Raw genomic sequence first — 21,957 nt, 5'->3', positions numbered from 1 at the left:
GTCAGGCGGCGCGGAAGTAGTGCCCCTGGTCGAGGTCGGCCAGCAGGCCGGGCTCGGCCGGCTGCCAGCCGAGCAGCTCGCGGGTCAGGCCCGAGGAGGCCGGCGCGTCCGCGCCGACGAAGCCGCCGAGCCAGCCGAAGTGGTCCGCGGCGTCCTCGGGCGCGACCGGTACGGCGGGTACGCCGAGGTGGCGGGCGATCACCTCGGCGATGTCGCGCAGGGCGACGCCCTCGTCGGCGACGCCGTGCAGGACGCTGCCGGCCGGCGCCTTGTCGACCGCCAGCGCGAACAGCTTGGCCGCGTCGAGCCGGTGGACGGCCGGCCAGCGGTTGGCGCCGTCGCCGACGTAGCCGGCGACGCCCTTGTCGCGCGCGACGCCGATCAGCGTGGGCACGAAGCCCTTGTCGCCGTCGCCGTGGCAGGTCGGCGACAGGCGGACGACGCAGGAGCGCACACCGTGCCCGGCGAGCGCGAGCACCTCGGCCGCGGTGGCGGCGCGGGTCGACAGCGGGGTGCCGTCCAGGACCGGCATGTCCCGCTCCGTCGCGAGCTGCCCCGGCTTCAGGCCCGCCACGCCCGAGGCGATCACCAGCGGGCGGCCGGTGCCGGCCAGCACCTCGCCGAAGGTGTCGACGGCGCGGCGGTCGGCCTCGCCGGCCTGCTGGAAGCCGCCGGTCATCAGGGCGTCGTGCTTGAAGGCCAGATGGATCACCCCGTCGGAGGCCGCCGCGGCGTCCCGCAGCACGTCCAGGTCGTCGATGGTGCCGCGGACCACGTCCGCGCCCGCGGCGGCCAGCGCCGCGGCGGAGGCGTCCGAGCGGGCCAGGCCGGTGACCTGGTGGCCTGCGGCAAGCAGCTCGGGCACCGTTGCGGAGCCGATCCAGCCGGACGCGCCGGTGACGAAATAACGCATGGGAGAGCTCCCCAGACTGTCGATGTCATTGATGTCAGTTGCTGTCATCGAGGCTAGCACCCGATGTCAGCCACTGCCATCGGATACCCCGTCGCGTAAAATCGCCGCATGGGCAGATGGGTGCCGGACGCACGCGGCCGGCTGGCGAAGGCAGCGCTCGCGCTCTACAGCGAGCGCGGCTACGAGCAGACGACCGTCGCGGAGATAGCCGCGCACGCCGGACTCACCGAGCGGACCTTCTTCCGGCACTACGCCGACAAGCGGGAGGTGCTGTTCGCGGGGTCGCAGGAGCTGCAGACGCTGTTCGTCGACGCGGTCGCCGGCGCCCCGCGGGACGCGGCCCCGCTGGAGGCGGTGGCGGCGGGCCTGGACGCGGCAGCCGAGCTGTTCACCGACCGGCGGCCCTTCGCCCGGCAGCGCCAGGCGGTCATCGCGGCGAACGCCAACCTGGTGGAGCGCGAGCTCATCAAGCTCGCCTCGCTGTCGTCGGCGATCGCCGCGACGCTGCGCGGGCGCGGTGTCACCGAGCCCGCCGCGAGCCTGACGGCGGAGGCCGGGGTCGCGGTCTTCAAGGTCGGCTTCGAGCGGTGGGTCGCCCCGGCGGAGACCCGCGACATGGCCGACCTGATGCACGAGGCGCTGGACGCGCTCAAGGCGGCGGTGGCCGCGCGGGGTCAGTGAGCGCCGGGGGTCAGCCCGCGCGGCGGCCGGCCCGCAGGACGCTCAGGTAGCGGCGCGGGGCGCGGTCGCCCATGCGGGTGCGGATACGCTCGGCGACGGCGTCCAGCAGGGGTTCGCGGACGTCCGGGGCGAGGGCGCGGTAGAGGGACGTGGAGCGCAGCAGGTCGGCGAAGCCGGCTCCGTCGAACCACTGGACGGTCTCGTACCAGCGCGTGGTCGCGGGGCCGAACAGCGGGCCGGGCCCGGCGACCGCGCCCCAGCCCTCGCCGGTGGCGCGGACGTCGTCCTCCAGCGGCGGACGGCCCCAGCCCGGGTTCCCGGGGCTGAAGCGCTCATGGAGGTCGGCGGTCCCGGCGTAGACCTCCGGCTCGCCCGGGCGGCGGACGACGACGTGGCCGAGCAGCGCCGTCCAGCCGCCGGGGCGCAGGACGCGATGGGCGCGCGGCCAGCCGACGGCCGGGTCGACCCAGTGCCAGGAGGACGCGGCCACCAGGACGTCGAAGCGCCTGCCGCGGTCGTCCCACTCCTCGAACGCCGCCTGCTCGACGCTGACCCGGGGCAGGCCGGCCAGCCGCCGGCGGGCGAGGGCGGCCATGCCCGCGCCCGGCTCCACCGCGGTGACCCGGCAGCCGAGCGCCGCGAGCGACCGGGTCGCCTGGCCGGTGCCGCAGCCCACCTCCAGCACCTCCGACGTCCCGTCCAGGCCGGTGAGGGCGGCGAGGTCCGCGAAGAGCGCGCCGGGGTAGCCGGGGCGGACCCGGTCGTAGAGCTCGGGCACCTCGTCGAAGACCCGCCCGAGGGCGGGGCGGCTGGCTGGCGTCGCCGGATCGTCCGTCACCGGGGCACGCTACGGGAGCCGTTCGCGCGGACGCCACCGGATTGCCGGGCCGTCAGGTCTCGGCGCCGCCCGCCACGGCCAGCCGCGCGACCAGCAGGCCCTGCCGGGTGTCGCCCAGCGAGCAGAGCAGCGGGCCGCCGCGGACGTGCAGTTCGAGCCGCCACACCTGCTGCACCGAGCCGCCCTGGCCGATGGTGGAGCTGCGGATGCGCTCGACGGTGCGCAGCTCCGGCCAGGCGTAGGCGGCCAGGTGCTGCGGATGGCCGCGCGGGTAGCTGAGCACCACGCCGCCGTCGTAGACGTACAGCCGGGGGATGCGCTCGGCGCGGCGCCGCTCGTGGGCGAAGGCCAGGACCGGCGCGGCGAGCGCGGCCATGAGCAGGACGGCGCCGGCCGAGGTGCCGGCCGGCCCGAACGGCCCGGCGAGCAGGCCGACTCCGGGCGGCAGCAGGCACACCGCGAGCGCCACGCCGACGCACCCCACGTCGCCGCCGCCGAGGGAGACGACGGCCTGCCCGGCGCCGAACCCGCGCTCCTGCGCGAGCCGTACGACCTCCCGGCGCGACCGCGCCGCGCCCTCGTCCGTTTCCGCCACGTCCCATTCCTCCCCCGGTGCCCGATGCCCGCAGAGACGACCCGCGCCCCCGCCCCGGTTCCGGACCGGTCCGGCCGCCGCAACCCGCACGTCCCGGTCGGCGGCTCCGGCAACTGGGGCCCGACGATCCGGAAGAACGGCTCCACCACTTGGCCGAGCTGCTCCTGCACGGCGAGTTGACGCGGCCCACCCCGCGCACCATCTCCCACCTGCGCCTCACCGCGCTCCACCGTCACTGCCGCCGGGCCCGACACCCGGTGGCAGTGGCGTGAAACGGCCGCATGCGCGCCCCGGATAGTCAAGACTGTGACTAGTCACCTTCATGACTACCGAGACGAGGCTCCAGCGCCTCGCAGGGGAGGTACCGCCGTGGCCACCACCGACCGCTTCCGGGCCGCCGTCGAGAGCCGGGACCTCGGCGCGCTCGAAGCGCTGTTCACCGAGGACATCCGGCTCTACAGCCCCGTCAAGTTCCGGCCCTTCGAGGGCAGGGCCCTGGTGCTGGGCCTGTTCGGGGTCCTCGGCCGCACCTTCGAGGACGTGCGCTACAGCGGGCGGCTGGACGGCGCGGCCGAGCGGGGCGCGGACGGCCTGCGGTCGGCCGCGGCGGCGCTGCCCTTCCAGGCGAGCGTGAAGGGGCGGCAGATCCACGGCATCGACCTGCTGCACCTGGACGGCGCGCGGCGGATCACGGAGATCACCGTGATGATCCGCCCGCAGTCGGCGGTGCAGATCGTGGCCGAGGCCATCCACGCCGGGCTCGTCGCGGACGGCCTGCTCCCCGCGCCGGTACCCGCGGACCGCTGAGCCCGCCCGACCCCTGAGCCCGCCGGACCGCCGTGCGGTGGCGGCCCGTTCAGCGGGTGGCGGGCTCGTGCGGCGCGCTCTTCTCGTTCGCGGCGGCGTCCACCGTCGCGACCCGGAGCAGCTGCCTGCCCAGTTCGAGCAGCGCCCGCCCGGCGGCGTACTCGTCGCCGATGCCGGGTGCGGGCGGGTCGCCCGGGTTGCGCTGGGCGGTGGCGGTGGTGCTCAACGTCGTGTCCCCCATGTCGAGCGCCGCCGCCACGGAGGTGGCGTCCCGGCTCTCCTCCAGGATCTCCAGGTTCAGGGTCCAGGTCTTCGTGCGCGGCTGCGGCGCTGACTGCTGCGTCATCGCGAGGCCCCTCGTTGCGCGTGTCCGTCGCCGGACGTCGGTGTAACGTGCCGCGCGCCCGGCAGGCGTCGCGCGAGCCGCGCCCGGCCCCTTGCGCCCCGCGCCTGCCCGACCCACGGCCGGGCAAACCACCGTATCAGCGGCGAAGCGTGGTTTTTCGGTACGAGAGCGGCTCCGCGGCGGTGGCCGGGGCTCTCCGGCCCGGCCCCCGGGGCCGCCGGCACGTGGTTGACTGCCCGGGTGACCCACTACGACGTACTGCGCGTCTTCTGCGGGCCCGACGGGCGGCACGGCAACGAGCTCGCCGTCGTCCGCGACGGTTCCGCCATGCCCGAGCCGCACGAGCGGCAGCGCTTCGCGGGCAAGCTCGGCTTCAGCGAGACGGTCTTCGTCGACGACCCCGAGCGCGGCGCCATCGACATCTACACGCCCACCCTGCGGCTGCCCTTCGCCGGCCACCCGTGCGTCGGCACCGGCTGGCTGCTCGACCTGCCGGAGCTGGTGACGCCCGCGGGGGTGGTGGGGGTACGGCTGGACGGCGAGTTCTGCTGGATCGAGGCGGAGGCCGGCTGGGCGCCGCCGCGCACACTGCTGCAGTACGGGTCCGCCGAGGAGGTCGAGGCGCTGCCGGTGCCGCCGCCGGGCGAGTGGATCTACGCGTGGGCGTGGCAGGACAAGGCCGCGGGCCGGGTACGGGCCAGGGCGTTCCCGGGGCGCGACGACGGCATCGACGAGGACGAGGCGACCGGCGCGGCAGCGCTGCTGCTCACCGCCCGGCTGGGGCGGGCGCTGAACATCGCGCAGGGCCGCGGCTCGCAGCTGGTGACCGCGCCGCACCCGGACGGGCTGATCGAGGTCGGCGGCCGGGTCCGGCTGGACGGCCAGGAGTACGTCTGAGCCGCCGGCCGGCCCGGCTCCCGCGGGCTACTTGCCGGTGCCGACCGGGTCGACGCTGACGCCGGAACCGGAGCCGTCGGTCACCGGGAGGTTCACGGTCACCGACAGCGAGCGTGAGTGCGTCTCGTCGGGCGGGGTGACGACGAGGGTGGTGAAGGTCGCGCCGCTGCCGCCGGAGGTGTTCGGCGGGAAGTGGACCGTGGCGCGGGTGGACTCGCCGTGCCGCAGGGTCACATCGGGGGCTGTGAGGCTGCTGCGGGCGGCGCTGATGGTGCCGTCCTTGCCGCTGAGGTCGACGCCGGGGAAGCCGTGCAGGGTGCAGGTGGCAGGGCCGTTGTTCTGGAAGTTGACCAGGATCTCGCCCTCGGCCATGCCGTAGCTGGCGCTCAGGCCCAGGTTCGCGGTGGTGCACCTGGCGCCGGAGCCGTGTCCGGAGGTGCTGCCCTTCGACCCGCCGGAGCCGTCCGAGCCGCCGGAGCCCTCCGAGCCCTGGGAGCCCTGGGAGGAGGAGCCCGAGGCGTTCGAGCCGTCGGAGGCCGGGTCGGCCGGGGCCCCGGTGTCCTGCGCGGCGGGGGCGGAGGGCGCGGCCGGGGGTGTGGTGGCCGAGGCGTCGTCGGAGCCGCCGCCTCCGCAGGCGGTGAGCGACAGGCCCGCGGCGACCGCGACGAGGGCGACTGCCGGGATCTTCCGAGCGCGCATGGTTTCTCCTCCGTGATCGGTGCCCGCCCGCGCCGGGTGGGCCTTTCGCTCACCAGGACACCACGTCCCACCAGCGCGGTTGCCGTGTCCGCGGCATCAGGACACGGCTGTGACGATCATGTGGACGTGCCGTGACGTAGCCCGCGCGGGGCCGGGCCGTCGCGGGGCCGGGCGAAACGGGCAGGGCCCCCGGCGGTCGCGCCGGGGGCCCTGCGGAGAAGTGCCGGACCGGGTGGGTCAGACGGTGCCGGACGCGGTGATCTCGACCTTCGCGGACGGCTTGCCGCTGCGCGAGCCCTTGCTCTCGATGAGCTTGACGAGGTCCTGGCCCTCGACGACCTCGCCGAAGACGACGTGCTTGCCGTCCAGCCAGTCGGTCACGACGGTGGTGACGAAGAACTGCGAGCCGTTGGTGTTCGGGCCCGCGTTCGCCATCGACAGCAGGAACGGGCGGTCGTGCTTGAGCTGGAAGTTCTCGTCCTTGAACTTCTCGCCGTAGATGCTCTTGCCGCCGGTGCCGTTGCCCGCGGTGAAGTCGCCGCCCTGGAGCATGAAGCTCGGGATGATCCGGTGGAAGGCGGAGCCCGCGTAGCCGAAGCCGTGCTCGCCGGTGGCGAGCTCGCGGAAGTTCCTGGCGGTCTCGGGCACCACGTCGTCGAACAGCTGGAAGACGATGCGTCCGGCCGGGGCTCCGTCGACGGAGATGTCGAAGTACACATTGTTCATGGGCCCCATCCTCGCATCCCCCCGTGCGGGGGCCGCGCATCGGGGCCGCCGGCCGCCGCACGGGAAATCCGACATGGCGGCAGATTCCCGGATGTCGGGCCCGTTCGCCGACGTGACCGTACGCATACGGTTTTCGACCGGACCGCACATCACGGGCGCAGACTCTGCACACTCCCGTCCCCGGTGTCACGCGCGGGCCGGCCCGCCGCGGTGAATACGCAGGGGCGTTCGACGGAAATGCCGCGTCTTCGGGCGCCCGGCCGCGGTGTGCGAATTGCCGGGGGAAAGCGGTGTGAAGAATTCGTCGGCAACCCGTGCGGGCCCTCGTCACACCGCGCCCACCTGGGCCGATCCGTGTCGAGCCGCGGCTGGCCGGAGCGGCGCGTACGTGATTGCATCATGCGCCAAGCGGCGGATGACTCCCCATCGCCGCGGAATTCCGGCGGCCGGGCCGGTGTGCGACCGATCCCGCGCTGATAATGCCGCCTGCCCGGTCGACCGGATTTTCGATACGCATTGGCCGAACGAAGGGAACGAGCAGTAATGCGCAAGGACTCCACCCCCCAGGTCCAGACCCGCGAGATTGCCGACAGCGAGCTGGACACCGTCTCCGGCGGCATTCTGGGCCCGGTTCTCGACACCGTCTGGTCGGTCGACTCGTCACTGCCGAGCGTGTCCGACGTGGCGGGGCTCGCCACCTCGGCGACCGGCCTCAACGTGGCGCCGCTGACGGGTCTCGCCGGTCTGTGACCGCCGGCTGACGCACACGGACCGACCGTGGACCCCGGGACCTGACGACCCGGGGTCCACGGGCCTGTCCGGACCCGGGGACGCCCGCAGAAGCCCGCGGCAGCCTGTAGTAGCCCAGTAGCCCGGAGAAACCCGCAGAGGCCCGCTGAGGCCCGCTGAGGCCCGCTGAGGCCCGCTGAGGCCCGCAACAGGAGGAGACGCCGGTGGAGTTCCGGCACAAGGCGCTGGCGAGGTTGCGCTCCCCCGAGGAGCTGGACCTGCCGGTACGGCTGGCCCGGCCGCAGGGGCTGCTCGCGCTGACCGTGGCGGTGGTCGTACTGGCCGGCGCCGCGGTGTGGGCGGTGGGCGGCTCGGTGGCGTCCCGGACGACGCTGCCGGGCGTGCTCACCCGCGGCCGGGGCGGCTACGTCCTGCAGAGCCCGCTCGCCGGCCAGGTCGTACGGGTACGGGCCCGGGCCGGCGACCTGCTGGCCGCGGGCGCGCCGCTGCTGGACGTGACGACCGGTCAGGGGACGCGGCAGGTGCGGATGGTGGCCGGCGGGCGGCTGACCGCGCTGCCGGCCGGGCTCGGCTCGGTGGTGGCAGCGGGCACGCCGGTCGCGGAGGTGGAGCTGGCGACGGGCCCCGCGGACCCGCTGGAGGCGGTGCTGTACCCGGTGGGCGGCACGCCGGTGCCGGTGGGCGCGCGGGTGGAGCTGACGGTGGCCTCGGTGCCGGCCGCCCGGTACGGCGTGCTGCGCGGCACGGTCGCCGCCGTGGGGAGCGCGCCGCAGAGCGCCGGGCAGATCGCCGGCTTCCTCGGCGACTCCCGGCTCGGGGCGGCCTTCGCCGCGCACGGCGAGCCGGTCGCGGTCACCGTGCGACTGGACCGGGCCGCGGGCACGGCGAGCGGCTACGGCTGGTCGCGCGGCGGGCCGCCGCACGCGCTCGACTCGCTGACGGCGGTGAGCGGTTCGGTGCTGCTGCCCGCGCAGCGCCCGCTCGACTGGCTGCTGCCGTGACCGCCCGGGCGGCGGCGGGCCGGCACCGGCCGGCCCGGGCGCGGCGCTCCGGCGGCCCGGGGCGGCGCCGGCCGCGGCGGGTGCGGACGCCGGTGGTGCTGCAGATGGAGGCCGTCGAGTGCGGCGCCGCGGCCCTGGCCATGGTGCTCGGCCACCACGGGCGGCACGTCCCGCTGGAGGAGCTGCGGGTGGCGTGCGGGGTGTCGCGGGACGGCTCGCGGGCCGGCAACCTGCTGAAGGCGGCCCGCGCCTACGGCCTGGCGGCGAAGGGCATGCAGATGGAGCCCGCGGCGCTGGCGCTGCTGGCCCCGCCGGCGGTGCTCTTCTGGGAGTTCAACCACTACGTGGTCTACGAGGGCACCGGTCGGCGCACGGGCCGGCGCGGGGTGCAGCTGGCCGACCCGGCGCGCGGCCGGCGCTTCGTGACGCCGGAGGAGTTCGACACCGCCTTCACCGGCGTGGTCCTGACGTTCGCGCCGGGCCCGGGGTTCGTACGGAACGGGCGCAGGCCGTCGCCGCTGCGCGGGCTGCCGGCGCGGCTGCGGGGCACGTCCCGGGCGACGGCCGCGGCGGTGCTGGCGAGCTTCCTGCTGGTGCTGACCGGCGCGGCGGCGCCGGCGCTGAGCCGGACGTACATCGACGGCTTCGTGCTCGGCGGGCGGACCTCGCTGCTGGGCACGCTGTTCGCGGCGATGGCGGTCGTGGTGGGGCTGACCGGGCTGCTGACGTGGGTGCAGCAGGCGAACCTGCTGCACGCGCGGGTGGTGTCGGCGACGGTGGGCAGCGCCCGCTTCATGCGGCACCTGCTGCGGCTGCCGGTGCGCTTCTTCGCCCAGCGCAGCCCCGCCGATCTCGTGCAGCGGCTCCAGTCGCACGACACGGTCGCCGAGACGCTGGCCCGCGACCTCGCCTCGGCCGGGGTGGACGCGGTGGTGGTGCTGCTCTACGCGGCGCTGCTGTGGACGTACGACCCGGGGCTGACGGCGCTCGGCGTGCTGGTGGCGCTGCTGAACGTCGTGGCGATGCGGGTCGTGGTGCGGCTGCGGGCCACCGGTACCCGCAAGCTGCGGGCCGACACCGCGCGGCTGACCGACACCGCTTACAGCGGGCTGCAGTTGATCGAGACGATGAAGGCGACCGGCGGTGAGGACGGCTACTTCCGGCGCTGGGCCGGGCAGCACGCGGCGACGCTGGAGGGCCGGCAGCGGCTCGGGGTGCCGGGCGCGGCGCTCGCCGTGGTCGCGCCGGGGCTGGCCGCGCTCAACAGCGCGCTGATCCTGCTGGTGGGCGGCGAGCGGGCGGTCGAGGGGCGGATCTCGGTGGGCCTGCTGGTCGCCTTCCAGGCGCTGGTGACCGGCTTCACCGCGCCGGTGGCCCGGCTGAGCGCGGTCGCCGGGCGGGCGCAGGACCTGGCCGCGGACGTGGCGCGGCTGCGGGACGTCGAGGACTTCCCCGCCGACCCCGTCCACTCCCCCGCCCGCGGCGCCGGCCACCCGCCGGGCGCCCGCCGGCTGACCGGGCATGTCGCGCTGGAGGACGTCACCTTCGGCTACGGCCCGCTGGACCCGCCGCTGCTCACCGGCTTCTCGCTGGCGGTGGGCCCCGGCCGGCAGGTGGCGCTGGTCGGCGGCTCGGGCAGCGGCAAGTCGACGGTCGCCCGGCTGGTCGCGGGCCTGTACGAGCCGGCGGCCGGCACCGTACGGGTCGACGGGCGGCGGCTCGCCGACCTGCCGCGTACGGTGCTGGCGGCGTCGGTGGCCTTCGTCGACCAGGACGTCTTCCTCTTCGAGGGCACGGTGCGCGACAACGTGGCGCTGTGGGACCCGTCGGTGCCGGACGCGGCGGTGGAGGCCGCGCTCGCCGACGCGGCGGTCCTGGACGTGGTCTCCCGGCGCCCCGGCGGCATCCACTGCCGGGTCGAGCAGGACGGCCGCAACTTCTCCGGCGGGCAGCGGCAGCGCCTGGAGATCGCCCGCGCGCTGGTGCGCGACCCCGCGGTGCTGGTGCTCGACGAGGTCACCAGCGCGCTGGACGCCGAGACCGAGCGGCTGGTCACCGACAACCTGCGGCGGCGCGGCTGCGCCCGGATCGTGGTGGCGCACCGGCTGAGCACCGTACGGGACAGCGACGAGATCGTGGTGCTGGAGCGCGGCCGGATCGTCGAGCGCGGCCGGCACGAGGACCTGGTGGCGGCGGGCGGACCGTACGCGGCGCTGGTGCGGGAGCGGTGAGATGACGTACGCGACGGACGGTGCCGCGCTGCCACCGGGGGCGGCCGGCGAGGGGGCGTACGAGGCGGCGGGCGGCGCGGCCGATCCGGTGGTCGCGGTGCTCGGCGGGCTCGGGGAGGACGTGGACGCCGGGGGCCTGCGCAGTGTGCCGCTCGCCGGCCCGGAGGCGCTATGGGTGGTGGCACGCGGGGCGATGGACCTCTTCGCGGTGGGCGGCGACGGGGCGGGCCGCTGGCACTTCCTCGGGCGGCTGGCGGCGGGCACCGCGCTGCTCGGGCCGCCGCGCGGGCCGCACCACACGCTGGTGGGCCGGCCGCTGCCGGGCTGCGGGCTGCGGCGGATCGCGCTGCGCGAGCTGTTCGCGCAGCCGGGGGCGTATCCGTATCCGCAACGCAGCGCGCTGGAGGAGGCGTTCGCGCGCGGGGTCGGGCGGGGGCTGCGGCTGGTGTTCGAGGCGCGGGTGGACGGGCGGCCGGCCGCCGGCGCCGCGGCGGAGCCTGCGCAGGACGACGGGCAGTGGGTGGAGGTGGCGCCCGGGAGCGTACGGCACGGCGGGGACGTGAGCCCGGAGGCGGCCGGGCAGCTGCTGGTGGACGGCGAGCTGTGGCGGCGCATGGTCCGGCAGCAGTCGCGGCTGCTGGTGGCGCTGGGGCGCTGGATCGCGCAACTGGAGCACGCCCACGAGGAGCGGGCGGCGGCCGGGACGCGGGCCGGCGAGGCGGCGGGGGCGCGGGCGGAGCGGCTGCTGCTGTCGGCGCTGGGCGGCCCCGCGGCGAGCGACGGCGACGGCGATGGCGGGGAGCGGGACGGGGACGGGGACGACGCGGTGCTCGCGGTGTGCCGGCTGGTGGGCGCGGCGGGCGGCGTCGAGGTGGCGGCGCCGGGTCCCGGGGCGGCCGGCGCGCGGGTCGGGGCGGTGGAGCGCGTGGCGCTCGCCTCGGGGTTCCGCACCCGGGAGGTCGCGCTCGGCGGGCGCTGGTGGCGTACGGACGCCGGTCCCCTGGTGGGCCGTACGTCGGCGGGCGCGCCGGTCGCGCTGCTGTGGCGGCGGGGCGGTTACCTGGCGGTGGACCCGGCGGCGGGGCGTACGGTCCGGGTCGGGGCGGCCTTCGCGGCGGGCCTGGCCGGGCACGCCGTGATGTTCTACCGCCCGCTGCCGCCGGGCCCGGTGTCCGCGCGGCGGCTGCTGCGGTCCGGGCTGCGCGGCACGGGGCGGGACGTGGCGCGGCTGCTGGCGGCGAGCCTGGTCGCGGTGGGGCTGGGGGCGCTGGTGCCGCTGGCGACCGGGCGGGTCCTCGGCTCGTACGTGCCGCGCGGCGAGAACGGGCTGATCGTGCAGGCGGCGCTCGCGGTGGTGGCCGCGACGGTGGTCTCGGCGGCCTTCATGCTGGTGCAGAACCTGGCGGTGCTGCGGATCGAGGGCCGGGTCGAGGCGGCGCTGCAACCGGCCGTGTGGGACCGGCTGCTGCGGCTGCCGGCCGGTTTCTTCGCGCGCCGCTCCACGGGCGAGCTGGCGAGCGCGGCGATGGGCGTCAGCGCGATCCGCCGGGTGCTGTCGGGCACGACGGCGGTGGCCGTGCAGTCCGGGACCGTCGCGGCGGTGAACCTGGCGCTGCTGCTGTGGTTCAGCGTGCCGCTGGCGCTCGCGGTGCTGGGCATGCTGGCGGTGGCGTCCGCGGCGCTGCTCGCGGCGGGCCTGCGGCAACTGCGCTGGCAGCGGCGGCTGGTGGAGCTGACCAACCGGCTGGCCGACCGGTCCTTCCAGGCGCTGCGGGGGCTGCCGAAGCTGCGGGTCGCGGCGGCGGAGAGCTTCGCCTACGCGGCGTGGGCGGCGGACTTCGCCCGCAGCCGGGAGCTCCAGCGCCGGGCGGGCCGGGCGGCGAATACGGCGGCGGTCGTGGGCGCGGTGCATCTGCCGCTGTGCTCGCTCGCGGTCTACGCGCTGGTGGCGGGCCCGGCGCGGGGCAGCCTGTCGCCGGCGGCCTTCCTGGCCTTCACCTCGGCCGCCACGATGCTGCTCTCCTCGGCCGGGCAGCTGAGCGGGGCGCTGCTGTCCGCGGTGGCGGCGCTGCCGATGGTGGAGCAGCTGCGGCCGGTGCTCCGGGCGGCCCCCGAGGTGCCGGCGGGCAGCACGCAGCCCGGTGTGCTGGGCGGCGCGGTCGAGGCGGCCGGGGTGTCGTACCGCTATCCGGGTGAGGGGCCGCTGGTGCTCGACGAGGTGTCGCTGCGGGTGGCGCCGGGCGAGTTCGTGGCGGTCGTCGGGCCGAGCGGGTGCGGCAAGTCGACGCTGCTGCGGCTGCTGATCGGCTTCGACGCGCCCTTGTCGGGCAGTGTCCGCTACGACGGCCAGGATCTGGCGGCGCTGGACCGGGCGGCGGTGCGGCGGCAGTGCGGGGTGGTGCTCCAGCACGCCCAGCCGTTCAGCGGGTCGGTGTTCGACTGCATCCGCGGGGCCGGCGACCACACGCTGGACGAGGCGTGGCGGGCGGCGGAGATGGCCGGGCTCGCCGCGGACGTCAGGGCGATGCCGATGGGCATGCACACGGTGCTGCCGGACGGCGGCGGGGCCGTCTCGGGCGGCCAGCGGCAGCGGCTGATGCTCGCTCAGGCGCTCATCGGGCGCCCGCGCGTACTGTTCCTGGACGAGGCCACGAGCGCGCTGGACAACGCGACGCAGCGGGCCGTCATCGCGGCGACCCGGGAGCTGAGCGCGACCCGGGTGGTGGTCGCGCACCGGCTGTCGACGGTGCTGGACGCGGACCGGGTGGTGGTGATGGAGGCGGGGCGGATCGTGCAGGAGGGCCCGCCGGAGCGGCTGCTGGCGCAGGAGGGCGGGGCGTTCCACGCGCTGGTGCGGCGGCAGACGCTGTGAGCCGCCGCGGGGGCGGGCCCTGCGGGGGCGGCGGGCGTGTTCGGCGGGCGGCAGGGCGGGGCGGGCCCTGCGGGGGCGGGCCCTGCGGGCGCGGGCGGCGCGGCGGGCGGGCGCGGGGGTCGCGGGGCGGGCGTGCGGGATGATGAGCCGATGAGCGACTTCCTGGTGATCGGCGAGTGCGTCGCCGACATCGTCCGCACCCCCGGCGCGCCCGACGTCACGCACCCCGGCGGCAGCCCCGCCAACGTCGCCTACGGGCTGGCGCGGCTGGGCCACCGGGCGCGGCTGCTGAGCCAGCTCGGGCAGGACGCGGCCGGCGCGCTGATCCGGGAGCACCTGGAGTCCGCCGGGGTGGAGCTGCTGGCCGACGGCCGGCCGGGGCTTGCCACGCCGACCGCCGTGGTGACGCTGGACGCGCGCGGCGCCGCCTCGTACGACTTCGCGATCGGCTGGACGCTGCGGCCGGTGGAGCCGCCCGCGGACGGGGTGCGGCATGTGCACCTGGGGTCGATCGGCGCGGTGGCCGCGCCGGGCGCCGCGGCGGCGCAGGGCGTGGCCGAGCGGATGCGGGCAACGGCGACCGTCAGCTACGACCCCAACGTGCGGCCGGCGCTGATGGGCGAGCGGGCGGCGGCGCTCGCAGCGGTGGAGCGGTGCGTGGCGCTCAGCGACGTCGTCAAGGCCAGCGACGAGGACCTGGCGTGGCTCCACCCGGGCGAGGCCCCCGGCGAGGTGGCGCGCCGCTGGCTGGCCCTCGGCCCCGCGGTGGTGTTCGTGACGCTCGGGGCGCGCGGAGCGGACGCGTTCACGGCGGCGGGCCGGGTGACGGCCGCTCCGGTGCCGGTCGAGGTGGCCGACACGGTGGGGGCCGGCGACGCCTTCATGGCGGCGGTGCTCGACGCGCTGGCGGCCCTCGGCCTGACCGGCGCCGCCGCCCGCCCGCTGCTGCCCGCCCGGCTGGACGGCCCCGCGCTGGCCGAGGTGCTGCGCCGGGCCGGCACCGCGGCGGCGCTGACGGTCTCGCGCGCCGGCGCCCGGCCGCCGGACGCGGCGGAACTGGACGCGGCGGTGCTGCGCGGGGCGGTCAGGAGCTCTGGGCCAGCAGGGCGCTGAGGGCGGGGTGGACGCGGCCGGGGACGATCGTGGTGATGGTGTACTCCGCGACGCCGTGGGTGACGAACGGGTCCTGCCGGACGATCTGCTCGACCCCGGCGCGGTCCACGCCCTGGGCGATGATCGCGCCGCCGATGGTGGTGGGGGCGGTCTGCCCGGAGACCAGGAAGATCCCGTCGCCGTGGTGCTCCTCCAGGAAGGCGACATGGTCCCGGACGAAGGGCTCCGCGTCCTCTTCCGCGGCGGTGTAGGTGAGGAACAGCAGATGCAGCACGGTGACTCCCTCGGTGGTTCGGCTCGCTGGAGCAGCCTCGCACGCCGCCGGGTCCGGCGCCCCCGGCCGCGGCGGGCGGGGGCGCCGAATGGCGGTCACCTCACGTCAGGGCAGGTGACGCGCCGGGGATCGCGCTGCCGAGGTGCCGGACGAAGAACGGCACCGCGTCGTTCGCCTCGAAACGCGGCAGCTCCTTGTGGCGGCCGGCGTTGGCGTGCAGCGTCTTGTCCTTCGAGGCGAAGGCGTCGAAGAGCGCGAGCGCGGCCTCGCGCGGGATGTGCTCGTCGTCCCACTGCATGGCGAACTGGACGGGCACGGTGATCCGCCGGGCGTGCCCGGCCAGCGCGTCGGGCCAGTGCAGGCCGAAGACCGCGGCGGTGAAGCGCGGGTCGGCCGCGACCAGCGGCACGCCGATCGCGGTGCCCATGTTGAGGCCGAAGTAGCCGACGGGCCCGTCGGCGCCGATCTCCGGCAGCCGCTGGAGGGCGTCGAGGACGGCCCGGTGCTCGGGCACCGCCTGCTCGGCCAGATGGGCGTTGTAGCGGACCACGATCGGGCCCTCCGGCCGGCCCGCGGCCCGGGCCGCGTAGAGGGCGGCGATCTCCTGCTCGTCGTGCGCGGTACGCGGCCGGTCGCCGTGCCCGGGCGCGTCGATGACGGCGACGTGGAAGCCGCCGCCGCGCACCAGGAGCGCGGCGCGGCCCGACATGGCCGGGGAGTGCTTGTGGTTGCCGCCGCCGTGGCCCATCAGGACCAGGGGCGCGCGGGAGGGGCCGGCGGCCGGCGACCACAGGACGCCGGGGATGCCGTCGAGGGTGAAGTCGCGGGTGACGATGCCGTCGGCCGACGATTCGGACGTGAACCGCACGCGGGGCGCGAAATGCACGGGATGCTGCCTTTCGGGAGTGCCTCGGAAAGGGGCGCTCCCGGCGGGACCTACGTCCGTCCGCCCTGGACCGTGCGGGCAGGAAGGAGCACCCATAGACGTCTTGCGTTCACGGGTCCCACCTCCTTCCGGTGATCTTCACGGCCACCGGCACGCTATCAGCTCCGGCCGCGCCGCGCCCGGCCCTTTTCCCGCCCGGGACCGCCGGGACGCGGCGCGCCGCCGGGAGCGGGCGGTGCTCCCGGCGGCGCGGCCCCACGAGGGTCAGGAGCCGTACGGCGGCGGCTCGTGCGGGCGCGGGGGCTCGGGCGGGCGGTGGCGGTACGACCGGGCGATCGGGCCGCGGGCCAGCCGGTGGGCGGCGAGCGCCGCGGCAACGGCGAGCAGGCCGCCGCCGGTGGTCCACAGCCAGCGCGGCGACCACCAGGTGCCGGCCCAGCCGTCGCCGGGGCGGACGTCGGGGGCGGTCCTGGAGACCACCGGGGCGACCGAGCCGTCGACGGCGTCGCGGCCGGCGGTGCCGTCCGAGGTCGCCTCGACGGCGGCGCGGAAGGGCTGGCCGAGATCGGCGTCGGTGACCTCCAGCGCGGTCAGCCGCAGGTAGTACGCGCCGCGCAGCGGGTCGTTGGACCAGGTGTCGGCCCAGGCGCGTACCGTCCGCAGGTGGCAGACCAGCTGCACGCTCTGCGCGTTGGCCGCGGCGGTGCGGGTCTGGGCGCCGTAGCGGCACGGCTGGCGGCGGCGCAGGCCGTCGTAGACGTCCAGCTGCCAGGTGGAGGCGCCGTGCGCGGCGGCCGTCCCGGTGCCGGAGCCGAAGGTCACGGTGGCCTCGACGGTGACGTTCTGCCCGGTGTCGGCGGGCACCACCCAGTAGAGGTAGTCGCCCGCGGAGGCGGCGGCGGTGGCCTGCTCGCCCTGCGTGATCGCGACTGCGGTGCGGAAGTTGGTGCCGGCCTCGGTGGGCGGCCCGTCGTCGCCGGCGGAGCCGTCGGTGGCGGTCGGTGTCGGGGTGGCGCTCGGGGTGGCGTCCGCGGCGGCCTGCCCGGCGGCCGGGACGGCGAGCGCGGTGGCCGCGAAGAGCAGTGCGGCGGCCAGTCGTCGTGCGGTGCGCATCAGGAGGCCCTTCCCGTGTTCGTCCGCCAGCGGGCGACCCAGCCGGTGAGCAGTCCGGCGATGCCGCCGGTGAGGGTCAGCAGGCCCAGCAGCCACCAGCCGCGGCCGAGGCCGAAGAAGGCGACGTCGGAGGGCTGGTCGGGGCTCGGGACGAGGTCGATGACCAGCTCGACGGGCAGGCCAGGCGTGGTCTTGACGGTGGCCGGCGCGGAGAAGGAGTTGCCGACCTGGAGGCAGACGGTCTCCGGTGGTGTGTCGTCGTCGGCCTTCGGTTTGGGGTAGCGGATGCCGGCGGAGACCGCGTCGGTGCGGCCGGTGCCGCCCTCGTCGTCGCGGACGATCTCCCGGCCGTGCAGGGTGACGCCGCGCAGCAGCACGCCGTAGCCGGCGTTGACGGCGCGGTCGTCGGCGATCGTCACGGACGCGCGCAGCTCGCGGCCCGGGGGCACGGCGACGCGGTACCAGCGGTTCTCGGAGAAGGTCTCCCGGTCGGAGTACAGGCCCGCCTTGAGCACGGGCGCGTCCGCGCAGGAGCCGGCGCCCCGGGTGGCGACGGGCGTGACGACCGGGTCGGTGCTGCGCTTGACGAGCTGCTGCACCTTGTCGGTGAGCTGGGCCTTGTGCTGCACGGTGGTGTACGTGCCGCCGGTGGCCTCGGCGATGCAGCTGAGCTGGTTGCGGGTCTTGGTGTCGGGTATCAGGCCGAGCGTGTCGATGGTCAGGTGGATGCCCTGCGCGGCGATGTCGCGGGCGACGTCGCACGGGTCGGCGTTGCAGGTGTCCTCGCCGTCGGTGATGAGGACCATGCGGCGGGTGCCGTCGCCGCCGGCCTTGAGGTCGTCGGCGGCGGCGAGCAGCGCGGGGCCGATCGGCGTCCAGCCGGTGGGGGCGAGGGTCGCCACCGCGGTCTTGGCCTCGGTGCGGTCCAGCGGTCCGACCGGGTAGAGCTGCCGGGTGTCCTTGCAGCCGGTCTTGCGGTCGTTGCCGGGGTAGTCCGCGCCGAGGACGCGTATGCCGAGCTGGACGTTCTGCGGCGTCGAGTCCAGGACGTCGTCGAACGCCTGCTTGGCGGCCGACATCCGGCTCTGCCCGTCGATGTCGGTGGCCCGCATGGAGCCGCTGACGTCGAGGACGAGCTCGACCTTCGGTGCGGGCTGCGCCGCCGGTTCGCCGTCGTCGGCTGCGGCGCCGGCGGGCAGCAGCCCGCAGACGAGGGTGGCCAGCAGGCCACCGGCCATTCCCGTGGCCAGCAGTCTTCTCATGATCATCGCAGGATCGTAGTGAAGGTGCCCCGCAATCATGAAGTCGGCTGGTCAGCGGGCCGAGTTGACGCGCCGTCGGGAAACGCCGGGGAAACGCCGCACGACGGCCGGCACGCCGGGTGCGCCCGGGTGGGCGGCGGCGGCCCGGCTGGCGCCGGGTACGGCCGGGCGCGCGGGCCGGCCCCGGGAGGACTTGGTGAAGTCTTTACAACCCGGGGCGCGCCCGTGTCGTCTCTGCCCCCGACTGCCGGACCGGCCCGGCCCCGCGCCCACGGTGCGCGGGCGGGCCGCCGGGGAAAAGAGGGACGGGACATGCGCAGCACCCAACTCGCCGCCGGTGCGGCGGCGGTCATCGCGGTGGCGGTCGCGGGGGCCGCCCCGGCGGTCGCCTCGGCCCCCGTGGCCAAGGCGCCGAGCACGCCGATGTGCGCCACCTCGCAGCTGACCGCCTCGCTCGGCGGCGGGGACGCGGGCGCGGGCAACCTCTACACGTACCTCGTGCTCACCAACCACGGCTCGACGACCTGCCACCTCACCGGCTACCCGGGCGTGTCGCTGCTGGACGCGAACGGCAAGCAGATCGGCAAGCCGGCCGACCGCCAGCCGAGCCGCTACTCCGCGGTCGAGCTCAAGCCGGGCGCCTCGGCGAGCGACACCATCCACACCGTCAACCACCTCGGCACCTGCCTGCCGACGTCGGCAAAGATAAGGATCTACCCGCCGGGCAACACGGCCTCGACCGTCATCGCCGGCAAGATCGCGAACTGCCACGACACCTTCACCGTCACGCCGATGGCGGCCGGCAGCCACGGCAGCGACCCGGTGGGCGCGCCCCAGCCGACCCGCAGCGCCACGTCCCCGTCGTCGTCGGGCGGGCAGGTGTCGACCGTGCCCAGCGGCGCCCCCGACACCGGCCTGGCCGCCGGCACCGGCGGCAGCGGGAACCCGGACCTGACGGTGGGCCTGGCCGCGGGCGCGGCGGCGCTCGTCGTGGGCGGCCTGGGGGTCGCGGCGGCCCGGCGCCGCGGCAGCAGGGGCTGACGCGTTGGCCGTCCTCACTGCCCGGCCGGCCCGGTGGGCGGCGGGCGCCGTGCTCGCGGTGGGTGTGCTGGCGGGGTGCAACGACCCCGGCACCGGCTCGCGGCCGGAAGGCCCGGGCTCGCCCACCGCGCCGGCCGCCGGCGCCTCCACCGCGACGGCCCCGGCCACCACCGCCCCGGCGGCACCGCCGGCCGCGGCGATGCCCCGGTCCGCGCCGAAGCGGCTGCGGATCCCGGGCATCGGCGTGGACACCTCCGTGATGCCGCTCGGCCTCGCACCCGACGGCACCGTGCGCGTACCGCCCATCGCGGCGCACTCCCCCGCCGGGTGGTACGACGGGTCGCCGACGCCCGGCCAGACCGGTCCCGCGGTGGTGCTGGGGCATGTGACGGTGGGGCGGTACGGCGACGGGGTGTTCCGCCACCTGGACCGTATGCGGCCCGGTGACAAGGTGCTGGTGGACCGGGCCGACGGCAGCGTCGCGACGTTCGCGGTGGAGCGGGTGCAGACGGTGGCGAAGTCCCACTTCCCGACGCAGGAGGTCTACGGGAACGTCGACCACCCGGCCTTGCGTCTCATCACCTGCGGCGGCACGAAACTGTCGGGCGGAGCGGGGTACACGGACAACGTCATCGTCTACGCCTCGCTGGTCGACGGCTCGTGAACGACTGGTCCGCGGCGGTCGCCACCCCGGTGGCGGGAGTGAGGAGGGGCGTCATCCGGCAGCAGGAAGAACGGGCCGCCTCCGAGCTGTTCGAAGCCGTGTACCCGAGGCTGGCGGGCTGGTGCCGCCGGCTGGTGGACGACGACGGGACGGCGCACGAGATCGCCGCCGAGGCGTTCACCCGGCTGTGGGCCCGCTGGACCCGGGTCGAGGAGCCCACCGGTTTCCTCTTCGTGACCGCGGCCAACCTCGTACGCGACCACTGGCGCAGGACCGAGCGCGAGCGGCGGGCGCTGCGCCGGGTGACGACCGAGCAGGCCCTGCGCGCGCAGGCAGAGGCCGCCGACCCGTCGGTGCGGATACTGGTGCAGTCGCTGCCGGAGCGGCTGCGCAATCCGGTGCTGCTCTACTACTACGCGGACCTGCCGGTCCGGGAGGTGGCCGCGCTGCTGGGACGCAACGAGGGCACCGTCAAGGCCGATCTGCACTCCGCCCGCCAGTTGCTGCGTGCCCGACTCGAGGAACACCATGACCGGATTTCCTGACCTCACGGGGGGCGACCCCGAGGTCCCCGGCCCGGACGAGCCGCTGCTGCGGCAGCCGCCGGGGTATCTGCCGCCGCCACCCGGCGCGTTCGGGCACATCCGGCGGCGGGCGGCACGCCGGCGGCGGCTGCGGACGGCGGGCGGCGGGCTGGCCGCGGCGGCGGTGCTGAGCGGGTCGCTGTACCTGGTGGGCGCGCTCGGCCCGCGCGGCGGCCACGACACGGTGAGCCCGCCGGCGACGAACTCGCTGACCAGCCCGGCGCCCCGGACGGTGACGCCCATGCCGCCGGGCCCGACCTCGCCGGCCGCGCCGTCGGCGACCCCGAGCGCCCGGCGCGGCGGCGACACGCCGTCGCCGGGGGCGAGCACCGGCCCGGCCACCACGACCGGCACACCGGCCCCGGACGACGGCACCGCCACCCGCGGCGGATCGACCCCGATGTGCGCGGCCTCGCAGCTGACGGCGGCGCTCGGCGGCAGCGACGCGGGCGCCGGCAACCTCTACCGCTATCTGCTGCTGACCAACCACGGCTCCACCGCCTGCCACCTCACCGGCTACCCGGGCGTGTCGCTGCTGGACGCCGGCGGCAAGCGCATCGGCACGCCGGCCGACCGGCAGGCGATGGGCTACAGCCAGGTGGTACTGGGGCCCGGCCAGACGGCGAGCGACACGATCCACACCGCGAACCGGATGGGCACGTGCTGGGCGGCCTCGGCGAAGGTGCGGATCTACCCGCCGGGCAGCAAGCAGTGGCTGGACGTGCCCGGCGAGGTCACGATCTGCTCGGACCTGTTCACGATCACCCCGCTCACCGCGGGCCGTACCGGCAACCCCCCGGGGTAGCCGGCGGCGTGCCCGGCCCGGTCAGCGGCAGTCGGGGTGGCCCCAGCCGTCGGCGTTCTTGGCGATGACCTCGCCGGCGGCGTACGGGCGCCCGCAGCGGCAGCGGCCGGGGTATTTGGCCTTGAGGGTACGGGCCGGGCCCGAACCGGAGCCGCCGCCCGCGCCGCCGCCGGAGCGCGTACCGGAGGAGCCGCCCGTACCGGACACCGCGGTCGCGCCGGACGGGCGCGGCGCCTTGCGGACGGTGTCCGGTGTGCGCGGCGGCGGCGGGGAGCCGAGGTGGCTGCCGGCCGCCTCCTGGACGATCGCGGCATGGCTCGCGGCCCGGTCGGCGAAGTCGTTGAGCCGGTCGCCGCCCACCTGGTGCGCGGGCACGTAGCGGAACTCGACGTCCCGGCCGGCCAGCAGCTCGTCGATGCGCACCACCAGCTCCCGGTTGGCGACCGGCTTGCCGGCCGCGGTCTTCCAGCCCTTGCGCTTCCAGCCCGGCAGCCAGGTCGTCACGGCCTTCATCGCGTACTGCGAGTCCATCCTGACCTCCAGCGCGACATCCCGGTCCACCGCGCCGAGCAGCTGCTCCAGCGCGGTGAGCTCGGCGACGTTGTTGGTCGTGCCGCCCAGCGGCCCGGCCTCCCAGCGCGCCGGGTCGCCCCGGTCGTCGGCGATGACCCAGGCCCAAGCCGCAGGTCCCGGATTGCCCTTCGATGCCCCGTCACACGCGGCGATGATGCGTTCACCCACACCGTCGAGGATGCCAGCCGCCCGGGGCCGCGGGCACACCGGCCCCGCCGGCGGCGCTCCGAGTGCGCCGATCGCGGTCGTCACCGAGCATGGGTACGGACAGCACACCGCTGCGGTG

General features: G+C 76.3%; 23 protein-coding genes. 12 read left to right on the top strand and 11 right to left on the bottom strand.

Features of this window, described 5'->3' with window-relative positions:
- Position 1 precedes the first annotated feature (1 nt).
- Positions 2-913, bottom strand: a complete 912-nt coding sequence (locus HCN08_RS28475; protein WP_167986137.1) for an SDR family oxidoreductase — start codon at positions 911-913, stop codon at positions 2-4.
- Positions 914-1,021: 108 nt separating this feature from the next.
- Between HCN08_RS28475 and HCN08_RS28470 the strand changes: the two genes are divergently transcribed.
- Positions 1,022-1,594, top strand: a complete 573-nt coding sequence (locus HCN08_RS28470; protein WP_167986136.1) for a TetR/AcrR family transcriptional regulator — start codon at positions 1,022-1,024, stop codon at positions 1,592-1,594.
- Positions 1,595-1,604: 10 nt separating this feature from the next.
- Here HCN08_RS28470 and HCN08_RS28465 read toward each other — a convergent pair whose 3' ends face one another.
- Both HCN08_RS28465 and HCN08_RS28460 read right to left on the bottom strand, forming a co-directional pair.
- Positions 1,605-2,432 carry a class I SAM-dependent methyltransferase gene (locus HCN08_RS28465; RefSeq protein WP_322974737.1) on the bottom strand — a complete coding sequence of 276 codons (828 nt, stop codon included), beginning with the start codon at positions 2,430-2,432 and terminating at the stop codon, positions 1,605-1,607.
- Positions 2,433-2,484: 52 nt separating this feature from the next.
- On the bottom strand, positions 2,485-3,027 hold the full coding sequence (locus HCN08_RS28460) for a hypothetical protein (protein WP_167986135.1): 543 nt from the start codon (positions 3,025-3,027) through the stop codon (positions 2,485-2,487).
- A gap of 369 nt (positions 3,028-3,396) precedes the next feature.
- Between HCN08_RS28460 and HCN08_RS28455 the strand changes: the two genes are divergently transcribed.
- Positions 3,397-3,834 (top strand): nuclear transport factor 2 family protein, encoded by a 438-nt coding sequence (locus HCN08_RS28455; RefSeq protein ID WP_167986134.1) that lies wholly within the window; start codon positions 3,397-3,399, stop codon positions 3,832-3,834.
- Positions 3,835-3,883: 49 nt separating this feature from the next.
- On the opposite strand, the gene HCN08_RS28450 is transcribed toward HCN08_RS28455, so the two are convergent.
- Entirely contained in the window at positions 3,884-4,180 is a 297-nt protein-coding gene (locus HCN08_RS28450) for a dsRBD fold-containing protein (protein WP_167986133.1), read from the bottom strand.
- A 240-nt stretch (positions 4,181-4,420) separates the two neighbouring features.
- Here HCN08_RS28450 and HCN08_RS28445 point away from each other — a divergent pair, with 240 nt between their 5' ends.
- Entirely contained in the window at positions 4,421-5,077 is a 657-nt protein-coding gene (locus tag HCN08_RS28445; protein ID WP_167986132.1) for a PhzF family phenazine biosynthesis protein, read from the top strand.
- 27 nt (positions 5,078-5,104) lie between these two features.
- Here HCN08_RS28445 and HCN08_RS28440 read toward each other — a convergent pair whose 3' ends face one another.
- Together HCN08_RS28440 and HCN08_RS28435 are read right to left on the bottom strand one after the other, a co-directional pair.
- Positions 5,105-5,776 carry a DUF4232 domain-containing protein gene (locus tag HCN08_RS28440; protein ID WP_167986131.1) on the bottom strand — a complete coding sequence of 224 codons (672 nt, stop codon included), beginning with the start codon at positions 5,774-5,776 and terminating at the stop codon, positions 5,105-5,107.
- Between the two features lie 237 nt (positions 5,777-6,013).
- A complete protein-coding gene (locus tag HCN08_RS28435) occupies positions 6,014-6,502 on the bottom strand; it encodes a peptidylprolyl isomerase (protein ID WP_167986130.1) in 489 nt (162 codons plus the stop codon).
- A 543-nt stretch (positions 6,503-7,045) separates the two neighbouring features.
- On the opposite strand from HCN08_RS28435, the gene HCN08_RS28430 reads away from it, so the two are divergent.
- The 5 genes from HCN08_RS28430 to HCN08_RS28410 all read left to right on the top strand — a co-directional run bounded on the left by HCN08_RS28430 (position 7,046) and on the right by HCN08_RS28410 (position 14,469).
- Positions 7,046-7,252, top strand: coding sequence for a type A2 lantipeptide (locus HCN08_RS28430; protein ID WP_167986129.1), 207 nt, complete (start codon positions 7,046-7,048; stop codon positions 7,250-7,252).
- A gap of 203 nt (positions 7,253-7,455) precedes the next feature.
- Positions 7,456-8,253 (top strand): hypothetical protein, encoded by a 798-nt coding sequence (locus tag HCN08_RS28425; RefSeq protein WP_167986128.1) that lies wholly within the window; start codon positions 7,456-7,458, stop codon positions 8,251-8,253.
- The gene (locus HCN08_RS28420; protein ID WP_322974736.1) at positions 8,250-10,484 is read left to right on the top strand and encodes an NHLP family bacteriocin export ABC transporter peptidase/permease/ATPase subunit; all 2,235 of its coding nucleotides are present in this window, start codon (positions 8,250-8,252) and stop codon (positions 10,482-10,484) included. The genes HCN08_RS28425 and HCN08_RS28420 overlap by 4 nt, the downstream gene beginning before the upstream one ends.
- Position 10,485: 1 nt before the next feature.
- A complete protein-coding gene (locus HCN08_RS28415; RefSeq protein ID WP_167986127.1) occupies positions 10,486-13,356 on the top strand; it encodes an NHLP bacteriocin export ABC transporter permease/ATPase subunit in 2,871 nt (956 codons plus the stop codon).
- Positions 13,357-13,506: 150 nt separating this feature from the next.
- The gene (locus tag HCN08_RS28410) at positions 13,507-14,469 is read left to right on the top strand and encodes a carbohydrate kinase family protein (RefSeq protein ID WP_167986126.1); all 963 of its coding nucleotides are present in this window, start codon (positions 13,507-13,509) and stop codon (positions 14,467-14,469) included.
- Here the strand turns inward: HCN08_RS28410 and HCN08_RS28405 are convergent.
- From HCN08_RS28405 to HCN08_RS28390, 4 genes are all read right to left on the bottom strand, one after another.
- Positions 14,441-14,743, bottom strand: a complete 303-nt coding sequence (locus HCN08_RS28405) for a YciI family protein (RefSeq protein ID WP_167986125.1) — start codon at positions 14,741-14,743, stop codon at positions 14,441-14,443. The two genes, HCN08_RS28410 and HCN08_RS28405, sit on opposite strands and share 29 nt — an antisense overlap.
- 100 nt (positions 14,744-14,843) lie before the next feature.
- Positions 14,844-15,611, bottom strand: a complete 768-nt coding sequence (locus HCN08_RS28400; RefSeq protein ID WP_167986124.1) for a dienelactone hydrolase family protein — start codon at positions 15,609-15,611, stop codon at positions 14,844-14,846.
- Between the two features lie 282 nt (positions 15,612-15,893).
- Entirely contained in the window at positions 15,894-16,742 is an 849-nt protein-coding gene (locus HCN08_RS28395; protein WP_240970509.1) for a hypothetical protein, read from the bottom strand.
- Entirely contained in the window at positions 16,742-18,010 is a 1,269-nt protein-coding gene (locus HCN08_RS28390; RefSeq protein WP_167986123.1) for a VWA domain-containing protein, read from the bottom strand. Before HCN08_RS28390 ends, HCN08_RS28395 begins: the two co-directional genes overlap by 1 nt.
- Before the next feature lie 306 nt (positions 18,011-18,316).
- Here HCN08_RS28390 and HCN08_RS28385 point away from each other — a divergent pair, with 306 nt between their 5' ends.
- From HCN08_RS28385 to HCN08_RS28370, 4 genes are read left to right on the top strand one after another with little or no spacing between them, the layout of a single operon-like run.
- Complete coding sequence (locus HCN08_RS28385) at positions 18,317-19,045, top strand: DUF4232 domain-containing protein (RefSeq protein ID WP_167986122.1); 729 nt, start codon at positions 18,317-18,319, stop codon at positions 19,043-19,045.
- A 4-nt stretch (positions 19,046-19,049) separates the two neighbouring features.
- Entirely contained in the window at positions 19,050-19,709 is a 660-nt protein-coding gene (locus HCN08_RS28380) for a class F sortase (RefSeq protein ID WP_240970508.1), read from the top strand.
- Between the two features lie 53 nt (positions 19,710-19,762).
- The gene (locus HCN08_RS28375; RefSeq protein WP_167986160.1) at positions 19,763-20,254 is read left to right on the top strand and encodes an RNA polymerase sigma factor; all 492 of its coding nucleotides are present in this window, start codon (positions 19,763-19,765) and stop codon (positions 20,252-20,254) included.
- Positions 20,238-21,098, top strand: a complete 861-nt coding sequence (locus HCN08_RS28370) for a DUF4232 domain-containing protein (protein WP_167986121.1) — start codon at positions 20,238-20,240, stop codon at positions 21,096-21,098. The genes HCN08_RS28375 and HCN08_RS28370 overlap by 17 nt, the downstream gene beginning before the upstream one ends.
- A gap of 21 nt (positions 21,099-21,119) precedes the next feature.
- On the opposite strand, the gene HCN08_RS28365 is transcribed toward HCN08_RS28370, so the two are convergent.
- Positions 21,120-21,839, bottom strand: a complete 720-nt coding sequence (locus tag HCN08_RS28365; protein WP_407648904.1) for a ribonuclease H family protein — start codon at positions 21,837-21,839, stop codon at positions 21,120-21,122.
- Between the last annotated feature and the right edge of the window lie 118 nt (positions 21,840-21,957).

The sequence above is a fragment of the Actinacidiphila epipremni genome, assembly GCF_012034175.1.
In the GTDB taxonomy this organism is placed as follows: Bacteria; Actinomycetota; Actinomycetes; order Streptomycetales; family Streptomycetaceae; genus Actinacidiphila; species Actinacidiphila epipremni.
The sequence above is the reverse complement of the archived record's forward strand: the minus strand, read 5'-3'. Positions and strand labels throughout refer to the sequence as shown.

Coding starts and splice junctions, on each gene's coding strand:
- HCN08_RS28415 (WP_167986127.1), top strand. CDS start 10,486: ATGACGTACGCGACGGACGGTGCCGCGCTGCCACCGGGGGCGGCCGGC.
- HCN08_RS28440 (WP_167986131.1), bottom strand. CDS start 5,776: ATGCGCGCTCGGAAGATCCCGGCAGTCGCCCTCGTCGCGGTCGCCGCG.
- HCN08_RS28435 (WP_167986130.1), bottom strand. CDS start 6,502: ATGAACAATGTGTACTTCGACATCTCCGTCGACGGAGCCCCGGCCGGA.
- HCN08_RS28395 (WP_240970509.1), bottom strand. CDS start 16,742: ATGCGCACCGCACGACGACTGGCCGCCGCACTGCTCTTCGCGGCCACC.
- HCN08_RS28430 (WP_167986129.1), top strand. CDS start 7,046: ATGCGCAAGGACTCCACCCCCCAGGTCCAGACCCGCGAGATTGCCGAC.
- HCN08_RS28450 (WP_167986133.1), bottom strand. CDS start 4,180: ATGACGCAGCAGTCAGCGCCGCAGCCGCGCACGAAGACCTGGACCCTG.
- HCN08_RS28410 (WP_167986126.1), top strand. CDS start 13,507: ATGAGCGACTTCCTGGTGATCGGCGAGTGCGTCGCCGACATCGTCCGC.
- HCN08_RS28390 (WP_167986123.1), bottom strand. CDS start 18,010: ATGATCATGAGAAGACTGCTGGCCACGGGAATGGCCGGTGGCCTGCTG.
- HCN08_RS28385 (WP_167986122.1), top strand. CDS start 18,317: ATGCGCAGCACCCAACTCGCCGCCGGTGCGGCGGCGGTCATCGCGGTG.
- HCN08_RS28370 (WP_167986121.1), top strand. CDS start 20,238: ATGACCGGATTTCCTGACCTCACGGGGGGCGACCCCGAGGTCCCCGGC.
- HCN08_RS28475 (WP_167986137.1), bottom strand. CDS start 913: ATGCGTTATTTCGTCACCGGCGCGTCCGGCTGGATCGGCTCCGCAACG.
- HCN08_RS28470 (WP_167986136.1), top strand. CDS start 1,022: ATGGGCAGATGGGTGCCGGACGCACGCGGCCGGCTGGCGAAGGCAGCG.